The sequence below is a fragment of the Microcoleus sp. B7-D4 genome (assembly GCF_036705125.1).
Classification (GTDB): Bacteria; Cyanobacteriota; Cyanobacteriia; order Cyanobacteriales; family Microcoleaceae; genus Microcoleus.
This window is the reverse complement of record NZ_JAUBTT010000094.1, coordinates 1-12,621: the sequence shown is the minus strand read 5'-3', so window position 1 is coordinate 12,621 and position 12,621 is coordinate 1. Positions and strand designations below refer to the sequence as shown.

General features: G+C 47.0%; 10 protein-coding genes and 2 pseudogenes. 6 read left to right on the top strand and 6 right to left on the bottom strand.

The window, feature by feature from the left end; all coding sequences use genetic code 11:
- Window positions 1-30: 30 nt before the first annotated feature.
- Together QUB12_RS29340 and QUB12_RS29335 are read right to left on the bottom strand one after the other, a co-directional pair.
- Window positions 31-876 carry an O-antigen ligase family protein gene (locus QUB12_RS29340; protein WP_333309601.1) on the bottom strand — a complete coding sequence of 282 codons (846 nt, stop codon included), beginning with the start codon at window positions 874-876 and terminating at the stop codon, window positions 31-33.
- A 33-nt stretch (window positions 877-909) separates the two neighbouring features.
- Complete coding sequence (locus QUB12_RS29335; protein WP_333309599.1) at window positions 910-1,302, bottom strand: hypothetical protein; 393 nt, start codon at window positions 1,300-1,302, stop codon at window positions 910-912.
- A gap of 444 nt (window positions 1,303-1,746) precedes the next feature.
- Here QUB12_RS29335 and QUB12_RS29330 point away from each other — a divergent pair, with 444 nt between their 5' ends.
- The 3 genes from QUB12_RS29330 (at window position 1,747) to QUB12_RS29320 (ending at window position 5,691) form a co-directional block, all read left to right on the top strand.
- Entirely contained in the window at window positions 1,747-3,219 is a 1,473-nt protein-coding gene (locus QUB12_RS29330) for a polysaccharide biosynthesis/export family protein (protein ID WP_333309595.1), read from the top strand.
- 135 nt (window positions 3,220-3,354) lie between these two features.
- Entirely contained in the window at window positions 3,355-3,555 is a 201-nt protein-coding gene (locus QUB12_RS29325) for a hypothetical protein (RefSeq protein ID WP_333144496.1), read from the top strand.
- Between the two features lie 87 nt (window positions 3,556-3,642).
- On the top strand, window positions 3,643-5,691 hold the full coding sequence (locus tag QUB12_RS29320; RefSeq protein WP_333309592.1) for a polysaccharide biosynthesis tyrosine autokinase: 2,049 nt from the start codon (window positions 3,643-3,645) through the stop codon (window positions 5,689-5,691).
- A 61-nt stretch (window positions 5,692-5,752) separates the two neighbouring features.
- Here the strand turns inward: QUB12_RS29320 and QUB12_RS29315 are convergent, their stop codons facing one another.
- Window positions 5,753-5,983, bottom strand: a complete 231-nt coding sequence (locus QUB12_RS29315) for a hypothetical protein (RefSeq protein ID WP_333144498.1) — start codon at window positions 5,981-5,983, stop codon at window positions 5,753-5,755.
- A 201-nt stretch (window positions 5,984-6,184) separates the two neighbouring features.
- Between QUB12_RS29315 and QUB12_RS29310 the strand changes: the two genes are divergently transcribed.
- Window positions 6,185-6,550, top strand: a complete 366-nt coding sequence (locus tag QUB12_RS29310) for a response regulator transcription factor (RefSeq protein ID WP_039886668.1) — start codon at window positions 6,185-6,187, stop codon at window positions 6,548-6,550.
- A 66-nt stretch (window positions 6,551-6,616) separates the two neighbouring features.
- Here QUB12_RS29310 and QUB12_RS29305 read toward each other — a convergent pair whose 3' ends face one another.
- From QUB12_RS29305 to QUB12_RS29295, 3 genes are all read right to left on the bottom strand, one after another.
- A complete protein-coding gene (locus tag QUB12_RS29305) occupies window positions 6,617-7,114 on the bottom strand; it encodes a hypothetical protein (protein WP_333309589.1) in 498 nt (165 codons plus the stop codon).
- A 356-nt stretch (window positions 7,115-7,470) separates the two neighbouring features.
- Entirely contained in the window at window positions 7,471-10,389 is a 2,919-nt protein-coding gene (locus tag QUB12_RS29300) for a PAS domain-containing protein (RefSeq protein WP_333309586.1), read from the bottom strand.
- Window positions 10,390-10,812: 423 nt separating this feature from the next.
- Complete coding sequence (locus QUB12_RS29295; RefSeq protein WP_333309584.1) at window positions 10,813-11,244, bottom strand: ATP-binding protein; 432 nt, start codon at window positions 11,242-11,244, stop codon at window positions 10,813-10,815.
- Between the two features lie 104 nt (window positions 11,245-11,348).
- On the opposite strand from QUB12_RS29295, the pseudogene QUB12_RS29290 reads away from it, so the two are divergent.
- Together QUB12_RS29290 and QUB12_RS29285 are read left to right on the top strand one after the other, a co-directional pair.
- A pseudogene (locus tag QUB12_RS29290) lies at window positions 11,349-11,973 on the top strand (IS607 family transposase).
- Window positions 11,954-12,621: pseudogene (locus QUB12_RS29285) on the top strand (RNA-guided endonuclease InsQ/TnpB family protein); the annotation flags it as partial. The pseudogenes QUB12_RS29290 and QUB12_RS29285, both read left to right, overlap by 20 nt.

Genomic DNA, 12,621 nt, shown 5'->3' with positions numbered 1-12,621 from the left:
TGACCCACAATCCGCCCAATAAAGGTTACTTCAATGGACAGTGCGAGCTAAAGAACGCCTTTGAGGGTTACTGGTGCTACTGTTAGAATTATCTATCGCAAGTCGAACCGTCAACATTACGTAACTCAGCCAAGGATTTGCTATACTTATAATATAACCTTCTGTGATGTTGCTTATAATAATAGACACTAGAAAACAAATAGGTATTCCCGCTTCTTCCATGGTGCTACCACTCAAATACCGAACTGCGTAAGCTAAATTCAGCAGCAAGGAAGTCATCATTAAAATTAATCCCGGCCAACCGAATGCTAACAAGATCCCAATCCCCCCATTGTGAGGATTTTTAGGTTGAAATCCATTAGTAGTATAAATAAAATAAGCAGGAGTAGCCGAGCCAAACTTATCTTGTTGAAAAAATCCATCGAATCCGTAGCCCAACCAGGGGCGCTGATTGACCGCAGCGATTAACTGCGGCCAGAATTCTGTCCGCCCAGTTAGAGTCAAGTCCTTGCCTAACCCACCTACAATAATATCCTCTAGGTTGTCTACTACAAAAACCGTCATAATTATACTGACCACCAGGAAACATATAATAGCAGTAAATGCCCACTGAAAACTTAATTTTTTTAGAAAATCTAGAGACGACACAGCAATTATTAATATGATAGTAATCACTAGAGCCGACCCCGATTTATTAGCCCTTACTAGGTAAAATGAAAAGAACATCATTCCCAAAGCAATCCAGCGCTCTTTCGGAGTTTTAGCGCCTTGAGAATAATGCAAATACCAAAATGCCGTACAGAGAGCTAAGACTCCACCCAAAGAATTTTTAGATTGGGTTAAGCCGACAAAATCTCCTGAGCCAGGGGGTTTCATTACAAAACTTGCCAAACCGATGGCCGTGTATCCTCACCGCCAAAAACCAGATAAATCCTCCCATTTATATTGCGCTGCAATATAAAAACCAAAAGCAGTAAATCCTGAAAAAGCTAGGCCTGCTCTTAGCGTTTGTTCAGGAAATAGAGACCAGAATGTAGACAGTAAGGGAAGTAATGTATAAAGTAAAAAGAAAGGATTCATTGTTAATATTTTGGCAAAAATTTCTATAAAATTGCTACTAAAAATTTTAATTCTTGAAATCAAAGTCAATACTACCCAGGGGTAAAAAAAATAAGGTAGGAGTTTTAATATGCCACCGTCGGGATCTTTCAAGTTAATAAAATGCAAGTAATTAAAAGGATGTTGTGTCAGAAAGGGAGAGATGAAAATATAAAGACCAGCAAAGCTTTTTTCTAAAGCCAAACTTATTTTTTTATAGCTGGCAAAGTGAAATAATATAGCAGTCCTAAATCAGTCGCAAAATTAATCGAGCTCAGAATCCTTGTAGTGCAAGCATCTTTCTCGCGTAGGGTTTTGCAAATCATTTAGGATTGCTATAGTATAGTTGCCATCGCGAATATAGCAAGTAGCATCCATGTCAATGAAGAACTCCCTAAAATCAGATATTTCAGCATATTTGGTAGAGACACTGGTTCAGTCATAATTGCTTTCCTTTATCCGAAATAAGAGCAAATTATCTAGATATAAAATATAGCCGTCAACCCGCAACCACGCTAACACAGAAATTAGGCATAAAGCAAAAATACAGCATCGTTTTTTCGGCGATCGCTTAAAATAATGAGCTTTTTGCCCAGCACTAAAAAGGCTACACTTATATAAATCATAGTCAATAAAATTAGGTGGTGTATGGTTAACACCCATTTTCCCAGACAGATAGCCCCGTCGGTTGTGGGTGTTGTCTTGTTTGCTTCCACTGTCATCGCTGACGCCAGAAGCACCCCGGCACAACTTCCCATCCCCCTAGGCGCAGACCAAGCCCAGACCGTTGCGCCCGTTAGGAGAGCGCCCGAAAGCTACAAACTCGGCGGTGGCGATCGTATCCAAGTAGAAATACTCGAAGTACCCGAACTCAGCCGCGGCTACGAAGTTCTTTCCGACGGTTCAGTCAACCTGCCCCTAATCGGCTTGGTCTCCGTCCGCGGCCGCACCTTAGTAGAAGCCACCAACATCATCCGCAACGCCTACCGCCGCGTCCTCAAAGACCCCATAGTCACAGTCAGCCTCGTCGCCGCCCGCCCCCTCAACGTCGGCGTCATCGGAGAAGTCACCAGGCCCGGAAACTTCACCATTACCCTAACTCCTGGCCCGGGAGCCACGCCGAGTGTCCAGTACCCCACCGTCACCCAAGCGATCAGACTCGCAGAAGGCGTCACGGGTGTCGCCGACATCCGCAACATCCGCGTCCGCCGTCCCCAACGAGACGGCCCGGATCAAGTGCTCAACGTCAACCTGTGGAAATTCTTGCAAGAAGGAGACATCTCTCAAGACATCATTTTGCAAGACAGAGACACAATCGTGATTCCCACAGTCGCCAACTTCAACCAAGCAGAAGCTCGTCAATTTGCGACAGCCAACTTTTCGCCACCCCCAGAAAAACCTCGATCGATCTCCATCGTTGGTCAAGTCACCCGCCCCGGGGCATACGTCGTGATCGGCGGTAACACCACAAACGACCTCAGCCGCGAAGGTTTTCCCACCGTCATCCGGGCCATTCAGCTAGCCGGCGGCATCACCTCCGATGCCGACATCCGGCAAATCCAAGTGCGGCGCGTCACCAGAAGAGGCGAACAAATTATCCCAGTCAATCTGTGGCAGTTCCTAGAGTCCGGCGACGGCGCCCAAGATACCATCCTCCAGGAGGGAGACACGATCATCGTGCCCAAAGCTACGATCGTCAACCCTGCAGAAGCTGGCGTACTCGCGAGCACTAACTTTGCTCCCACTGGCATTAACGTTTTTGTAGTAGGAGAACTCAGAACATCCCTCGATCCCTTGAGGCTCCCAGCTAATGCCACACTGAATCAAGCTTTAGTTTCCAGAGGATTTTTTGGCTACGAGAATACCAGAGCTAGAAGGGATAAAGTTGAGCTAGTCCGCCTCAATAACGACGGTACAGCTACTAAACGGACGATCGAAGTCAATTTAACTCAAGGAATTAACGAAGAAACCAATCCTCAACTTCGCAACAACGACATGATTATCGTATCTCGCAGGGGTCTCGTCGATTTTGTCGATCGCATGAACGCTGTAATCGGACCTGTCGGGCCAGCTACCGGAGTGTTAAATTTTATAAACGTTCTCCGATTTTTATTCAGGTAAGAAGGTGGCGGGTGAGGTGGATAATTCCTGGCAAAGGCTAGAATAAACTAAACAATAAGATTACCCAGCCGCGACCTGGCCGCTTCAAAAATATCAACCTCAAAAATACCAACCTCAAAAATACCCAGGCTGAATATGGATAGCAGACAAGATTACCAACCCTTCACACCCAAATCGAATGGCAAACTGCCGGAGTTATCTGCTCACAACTACAGAGATCACTTCGTAGAGGAGAGAGAAGAAGAAAAGCTAGACTTGTCCTGGCTCTTAGGCGTCGTGCGCCGTCGCTTCCTGGTCATGGCAGCAGCCACCATTGCTTTGAGCGCCCTGGCATGAACAGCGATCGTCCTCACGTCTAAACAGATTACGATCGAGTATGAAGGCTCCTTTTCCCTGTTAGTAGAACCAGCCACGGCTGAAGGTTTGCTATCCAAACAATTAAACAACACCCAAGCGGCAGATTTAGCAAGAATTAATATAGAAGGAATTAGCTTAGTAGACTACGAAACCCAAATTAGGATTTTGCGTAGCCCCAAATTGATGCAGCCCGTGATTGAGGAATTGCGAGCCTGGTATCCCAAAATGAACTATACGGCACTGATCTCAAAAATGTCCATCAACCGCGTCAGCTACGCGAAAGATGGCAAACAGCAAGGCACAAAAATTTTACAAGTTCGTTACAAAGATTCAAACCGAGAAAAAATTTCCACCGTATTGGATAAAATTTCTAAAGCTTATCTAGACTACAGCTTGCAGCAACGGCTGATCGGCATTAATCAAGGTATTAAATTTATAGATACGGAGATGCCCAAGCTCCGAGAAAGAGTGGAAGTTCTGCAACTGCAAGTCCAAAGACTGCGGCAGCAGAGCAACTTGTTTGAACCTCAGATGGAGGGAAAATCTCTCTCTGAACAAGTTCAAAGCATTCGGGGTAAGCAAGTAGAAATTAGAGTTCAGCTAAAAGGGATGCGAAACCTCTACCAAAGCTATGAAAAATTACTCAACGAAAATAATCCCCAGGGGCTGCTGATGACCCAAGGACAAGCTTACAGCGGACTCTTAGGTCAAATTCAGAGAATAGACTCGGAATTGTCCTTAAAAGCAGCTCAGTACAGAGAAGACAGTTTGCCAGTTTTAGCGCTGCGAAAAAGTCGGGAAGAACTGATTTTAACCGCCACTAAACAAGCAAAAGAAGTGGTGATGGGAAATTTAGAGACCCAAATCAAAGAAATTGAAGCGCGCGATCGCGAAATGACAGCTTTGCAAAATGCTCTCAACCAAAAAATTAGAAACTTTTCAGTTACAACCCGACAATACGACAATTTACAGCGGGAACTGCAAGTAGTTACTAAGAGTTTGTCGGACTTCTTGGCAAAACGAGAAGCCTTGCGGATTGATGCTGCTCAGCAGCAAATACCCTGGGTGCCGATCACTCCTCCGGAAATTCCGCTAGACAAATTCGGCAGGCCTATAACAGCTACCGTCAAACAAACCAAAAAACAGTTAGCGCTGGCAGTAATTTTAAGCAGTCTGCTGGGCATAGCAGTCGGCTTGGTGGTAGAGGTACTAAATACTGTGTTCCACACTCCAGAATCACTGAGAATGGCCACAAGATTGCCAATACTCGGGGTGATTCCGTTTACCAAAAAAGTTAAGCGCCGACCGCCAGCCAGACAGAGGAAACTAACATCAGCTCGATCGAACTTGAAAGTGGAAGTAGTCGAACCGGCCGAAGCTAGACATACTGGTTCGACGAGCGGGGGACCAAGTATTTTGAGCGACTTGGACTATCAATTTTTAGAAGCATTTCGATCGCTATACACGAACATTCACTTGCTGAGTGCAGGCACGGCAATTCGATCGCTCTTAGTCGGCTCAGCCGTAGCCGGAGACGGCAAATCTACAGTAGCTTTGCACCTGGCAGCCACAGCAGCAGCAGTCGGACAGCGAGTATTGCTAGTAGATGCAGATTTGCGCTGCCCGCAACTGCACGCTAAGTTAGGACTGCCAAACGTGCGTGGCCTGGGCGATGCCATCTCTACCGATCTCAGCCTCAACGACGCGATTCAACGAGTCCCGAACCAAGAAAATTTGTTCGTACTCACCGCAGGCCAAATTCCCCCCGATCCGATCAAGCTTCTTTCTTCCAAAAAAATGCAGTATCTAATGGAGCAATTTCAAGCATTTTTTGACTTAGTAATTTATGACACCCCGCCAGTAGCAGGCTTGGCAGACACCCACTTGATCGCAGCTCGCACAGACGCTACGATTATGGTCGTCCAAATTGGGCAAACAGACCGATCGCAAGTTCGCAAAGTTTTAGAAGAATTAAAAATTTCTGGAGCTTGCGTCTTGGGAATCGTTGCTAACGGCTGCAAAAACACCGGTCACAGCTACCGCCAGCGTCCGGTCGTTTTAGACACGCTCTACGACCAAAAACTATCGGCTTTAGGTACGAAAAATCCTAATTAGACAAATGTTGATGCAGGGAGCATCTCATATTTGTAAAAAAACTTCTTCTAGCTCCTTCCTTCTAGCTCCTTCCTTCTTCCTCTTTCCTTCTTCCTCTTTCCTCCTGCCTTCTGCCTCCTGCCTTCTGCCTCAAAACTCCAATTTCTAGCGGAGGGCTGCTTTCATTGAGATGCTCCCGTTGATGCAGGCGGCCGAGCGCCGCCGTCCTCAACCGGAAACGCACAACCAAGCTATACCCTGATTTTTTGATAATAGTACCATTTGAGAAAGAAAATGATAGACTAACGGACATAGCCTCCTGTGTCAACCGAGATTGCGCGGAACTTTAAATTTGGCCGAAATTACTCAGAAAATGATTGAGAAATCAGCAAAAGTGGGTAAACTACATTTAGCAGAGCGCAATCTCAATCAGGAAAACACACCTTTGAAGGTGAACGTTAGTGTAAACGTTAATGAGAACGTTTCAACCCAGAAACTTGGTAGGGATTATTCTATGAGTACAGTTATGGTTGTTGATGATAGCGTCACTCTGCGGGAGATGATCGCCGACTTGCTCAAAGGTAGAGGACTCAACGTCACCGTAGCGAGTGATGGCGTAGAAGCTCTAGAGCAAATCAAGGCTAACCGCCCAGATTTAGTGGTTCTGGATATCGTGATGCCCCGGATGAACGGCTACGAAGTTTGTCGTCGGCTCAAAAGCGACCCTAAAACCCAAAATTTGCCGGTGGTAATGTGTTCGAGCAAAAGCGAAGAGTTCGATCGCTATTGGGGAATGAAACAAGGAGCCGACGCTTACATCGCCAAGCCATTTCACCCTCAAGAATTGGTCGGCACTATTAAGCAATTGCTGCGAGGTTGAGGTAGAGGAATAGGGACAGGAAAAAAATTGTCTTGAGCGCTGATTATTTCTGCTCCCGCAGCCTCTCTAAACTACTCGATTGACAATAGTCCAAACATCCCCGTCCGATCGCACGTAGGGAACAGAAATACTCTTAAAACCCGTAATAAAAGGCTTGTAATAAACCTGCCAGTAGCTGGGACTAATTTGGTCGGCGATGGCTTTGAGTCCCTTCACTTCCGCCGCCAGTTCCGCCGCCAGTTCATTAATCCGTTCCGCGTGTCCCTTGGCTAGTAATCTTCCTTCTTCAACTTGCTCCTCCATCGGAGTGATTCTTTGCAACTTTAGCGACTGCTGCTGTTTCTGACTTAGTTGAGCAGACAGAGCCGCGATCGCGTCATCTATACCCTTGACTTCTGCCGACACTTGTGCTGTTTCCCTCGCGTGACGACGATAAGCATCGGCGATCGCTTGGGGCGAATCACCGGCTGGGACAACATCGGCAATACTAAGCTGCTGGCGTTCCAGGCGCAATTCCTCAATTTGAGAGTAAATTGCCTCTATATCTGTCTGAAGTTTGTCCACCTAATTACCGCGTGGTTGTTGGATATTTTAGCATATTAACACAAACCAATCACCTAATCGGCATAGAAATTGCATATTTTAGGCGGGCTAGAAGCAAAGCCCCACAAGCAGAAGTTGAAGAGTTTGAAAAATACAAATTTTTATATTTCTCAGTTGAGCGATTCCGTCGATATCCAGTCCGGTTAATCAGGTGGTGTCCGGTAAAATCAGCATTATAGATTGGTAGTGAGGAAGGCAAGTACGAGCGAGTTTTACGAGGATTAAAGTCGCCACTACAAACACATTTACCATTTACCATTTACCATTTACCATTTACCATTTACCATTTACCATTTACCATTTATTAAGAGATTTTTTTAAGTTGTTAGCCCTTGCTGCCTCAACTTGACTATAGTCTCTACTAACACATCGGGTTGCACAGGTTTAGACAGATGCCGATCGAAACCTGCAGCAAAAGCACGATCGCGGTCTTCATCCCTAGCATAAGCCGTCAGAGCGATCGCCCAAAATTTCCCTGTCTGCGTGTTCAAAGAACGCAGCCTTCGTAGCAGCGAATAGCCGTCTTCCTCCGGCATTCCGATATCGCTGACCACAACATCCGGCTCAAACTGCGAAGCCACCTCAAACGCCTCAGCAGCAGACGATGCAGCCCTGACAGTGGCCCCGGAATCCCCCAAGACAAACCTCATAAATTCCCGCGAATCAACCTCGTCATCAACCAGCAAAACCTTAACTCCCAGTAAATTACCAGCGCCAGCCAAAACCTGCGCTTCCTCACCGGCGATCGAATTTAGCTGCATCGCAGGGAGACGGAAAGTAAAAGTCGATCCCATATCCAGTCCCGGACTGCTCGCCCAAACCGTGCCGCCGTGGAGTTCCACCAACTGCCGGACGATCGCCAGACCCAGCCCCAAACCGCTATAATTGCGAGTAATCGTAGCATCCGCTTGGCGGAAAGACTCAAACACGTAAGGCAAAAAATTCGGTGCAACCCCAATTCCCGTGTCGGTAACAGCCAACTCAACATCCGAATCAACTCTCGAAAGCCGGATTTCAACTCGCCCCCCGCGCGGCGTAAACTTAATCGCATTCGTCAGCAAATTCCAAATCACTTGCTGCAAGCGGCCGGGGTCTCCTGATACCCAAAATTTCGGATTTAACGGAGATTCAGGATTGCCAAAAATCTCCCCGGCTTCGGAAAACTCTGCAGTCTCCGAGCCCAAATCTACAATTGCAAACCGTAAATCGATCGACTTAGCATCGGCGGCCAACCGCACCGTATTCACCGCTGCTTCCACCATCGAAATCAAATTTACCGCACAAGGATTCAAAGTCAACTTGCCGCGAATAATTCTAGAAATATCCAGCAAATCATCAATCAATTGAGTTTGCAATTTAGCATTTCGCTCGATCGTTTCTAAAGCCCGCCCAGTAGCAGCCGGACTAAAACTGCGGTGCCGCAGCAGTTGCGCCCAGCCCAAAATCGCGTTTAAGGGCGATCGCAACTCGTGAGAAAGAGTTGCCAAAAACTCATCTTTCATGCGATTTGCTTGCTGAGATTCCTCGTAAAGGCGGGCATTGTCGATCGCCCCCGACACCGCCTGAGCCAACTGCATTAAAATAGTTTCATCATCTTCGGCAAACTCCCCCTCATACTTGTCCGACAACTGAATCAATCCGAGATTTCTGCCGTCCCGACCCGTCAGCGGTACAGCCAGCCAACCCCGCATCGGCGGGCGCTTCCCCGCAGCCTTGCCGAACTCCCGCCAGGCCGGGTGAGCCTCTAACTCGCTTTGAGTCATCCGCATCGCCTGTTGCTGCTGGCAAACTTGTTGGTAAATGCCCGTACCGTCTGGTTCTTCGTAGTAATCTTGCCACGCGGCGTATTTTTCTGACATGGAAAACTTGCTAATTCCCGCATCCCAGTTAGCCGCCGGGTTGAGGTTGACCGCTACCTGGTGGACTTCCAGAATTTGGCGGGCGCTATCGGCAGCTAACTGAAGTATTTCTGCCACCGACAGCGTGGAGTTGATAGCAACTGACGCGGAGGTTAACTTTTGCAGGCGGCGCAAATACGACCGCTCGCGGGCCAACGCGCGCTCGCGGTCGTATTCTAACTGTTTGCGATTCGTAATGTCGATCGCCACGCCGAACAGCCGAAGGGGTGTGCCCGATGGGTCAAAAACCACCCGCCCTTTGTCGTGAAGCCAAATCACTGAGCCGTCGGGGCGCACGTGGCGGTATTCCGACTCGTAGACTCCCGTCCCGCTGAGTGCGGCATCCAAATCTGCCAAAAAGCTTTCGCGGTCTTCTGGATGCACCGTATTCTTTTTTTGCTCAAAAGTACCAAAGGTGCTGTCTGGGCCCAAACCCATCTGTGTTTCGGCATTGGGCGAACGGCGGACTTCCCCGGATGCCACATCCCAGCTAAAAGCGATCGTATTAGCTGCTTCTAGGGCAAAGCGCAAGTTTTCCTCGCTTTCTTGCACCCTGGCTTCCGATAATTTACCATCGGTAATATCCCAAACCACGCCGATTGCTCGCACCGGTTTACCCGTATCATCCTCAAAAAACTTGCCCCTACTCGCGATCCAGTGCAAGCTGCCGTCGGGCCAAATGACTCTAAATTCGTATTGGTATTCTATTTTGTTTTCTAAAGCAAAGGCAACAGCCTGGGCGAGCGAGGCCTGGTCATCCGGGTGAATGCAGCTAAAAAAAGCTTCGTAAGTTCCCGCAAAACTGCCTTTTTCCAGGCCGAATAACAGTTCGTGTCCCTCCGACCAAACCACCTCGCCATTTAATAAATTCCAATCCCAAGTTCCCATTTTCGAGGCTTCGATCGCCAACCTCAGCCTTTCCTCCGAAATTGCCAACTGCGCCGACGTTTTCGCGTATTTCTCGCGCAACTGCTGATTTTTCAAGCTTTCGCCCACTGCCGCCGCCAGCCGCTTTAAGTGTCGCCCTTTGAACACGTAATCGCTCAAACCCGCTTTCATAGCTTCGACTGCCACTTGTTCGCTGCCACTGTCAGTACACATAATTACCGGACAATTTGGGTAGCGGCTGTGAACTTTGCGGAGAATAGTTAATCCGTCGCTCCAGTGCAGTTGGTAGTCGGTAATTACTAGGTCAAAACCCCCGGCGACCAGGATTTGTTCGAGAGTTTGGATATCAATAACCGACTTAATTTCTAAATCGGGAAAAGTTTTCCTCAGTTCTCGCTCGATCATCAGGCGATCGTTCGGGTTGTCGTCGATTAATAGAATAGACACCATTAGCCTTTTAGTTTTTGTATGGGCGCAAACATTCTTAAATCTAACAATATGTTATTGAGCAATCTCGACAATTTAAATATGTACTTGGTGGGTTAATTAGACTTGCCAATAATTTTATTGTATTTGCTTGTATTTTATTATATTTTAAAGCTTGTAATATCCTCAGCCAGCCTTTTAGGGGCGTGTCCACACGCAAATGAATTAAGTAAGTTGTTGTCAAACAGATCAGAAAGCCTGCTCAAGCGGGAAAGGTGCAAGAGATTACTTAACTGTTACTATACTAATTGTTTATGCTGTCTTCGGGTGTCAACAAGCGGGTTGATTGATTCTTGGAGCTACAGCAGAATATTGATGTTAAGACCCTCTGCCCTAGAACCTCATCTTTTAAATCCCGATTCACTGCGCGTTGCCGAACTTGCTTCCTCAACTCTGGCACTTGCGTAATTTTACCCAGAAGCTGGTACCGATTCCCAGAGTCGATTTCAGCCCGATCGCACCCCCCATCCGATCGACTCCTTTGCTCGCGATCGCCAGCCCTATTCCCGTCCCTGGATAAACTTCTTGACCGTGCAGGCGATCGAACAACCCAAAAATCCTCTCTTGAAATCTTTCTGCAATACCAATGCCGTTGTCTTCTACCCAAAGATAGATATATTCTTCCTCAGCTTCTGCATAAACTCGCACCTGCGGCTCTATCCCCGGCTGCACGAACTTAATAGCGTTGGAAAGCAAGTTAGTCAAGACTTGCAGCAGCGTAGCAGGATGGGCCAACACCGTAGGTAGCGGTTCGACAACCGTTATCCGAGCTTGTTTTTCGGCAATTTCTGCCTCTAGTTGCGCGATCGATCGAGCCACAATTAAATGAAGAGTAATCCCTAGGACGGGCTTTTCTTAGACATTTCCGTTATAAATTAGACAATTGGTATAGGCTGGAATAATTCACCTAACCAAACCCAGATATGTCCAAATATGTACCACCAAGAATCGCTATTCAACGACTCGGAGTATGTTCAAAAACACGCTTAGCGGTGGGAAAAAGAAGGGAAAATCAAAGCGTACAGAACACCATCAGGACAGCGACGATACGACGGAGACTCAGTTGTCAATATTCCATCTACTAAACCAACCATCCTCTACGCCAGAGTTAGCAGTCGAAGTCAAAAAGCCGACCTTATTCGACAGGCTGACTTTCTTTTGTCTCGCTACCCCGGATGTGAAATCATCCAAGACATCGGGAGTGGCCTCAACTTCAAAAGAAAAGGTCTTATCGCCCTATTGGAACACATTTACACAGGCGACATCGGAATGGTTGTCGTTGCCTCAAAAGATAGATTATGCAGGTTCGGATTCGATATTATCTCATGGTTTGCGGAGCGGGGCGGGTGTAAGATTTTGGTTCTCAACAATAGTTCACTTAGTCCAGAAAGAGAAATGGTTGAAGACATACTCGCAATCATCCACGGCGACCGTTGCCGACTTTACGGACTCAGAAAGTACAAAAAGCAAATCATTGAAGACTCTGACGTACCGAGTCTATCCAAAGGGGGAGACGAAGAAAGTCTGGATGTTGAGGATTCATGCTAATCGAAAAGTTTACAATAACGCAATTGCTTATCTGAATCAACATCAAGGAAAGTTTACCTATTACACTGTGGACAAAAAGACTAATCAACCAGTCTTAAAAACTTCAGGAAAGCAAGCTTTTCGGAGCTTTTGTAAAACCTTGGACTACCAGATAATCCCTGAGTGGTGCAAAGAATTAGGCATAGCTCACGGTTTAGATAACGCACTCTTTGAGGCTTATACAGCTTGGAAGAAAACCGACAAGCAGCCCGCCCAAATAGGCAAAGGAAAACAGGCAAAAATTAATCCTTTAGCCGGATTGAAGTTAGCTCGATTCAGATCGATCCGAGCCCAAAAACAGACTATTCAGTTCGCTCCGGGGGACTATAAGAACGGTCATCTAATGACCAACGCTAGCAAAGGTTTGGAGAAGTCTCTGTGGACTGGGCAAGATTTCTGCTTAATCAACTACGACAAAGCCGTAGAAGTCACCTACAACAAGGGGCGCTGGTTTGTAAATATGCCTGTAGAGATGGACGTTCCAGAACCTAAGAATGGTGGCAAGACTATCGCACTTGACCCCGGACTGCGCTGTTTTTTGACCGGGTTTGATGGTAATTCTTTTACTGAATTTGGCAAACACGACTTTGGGAAGATTGCTAGGTTGTG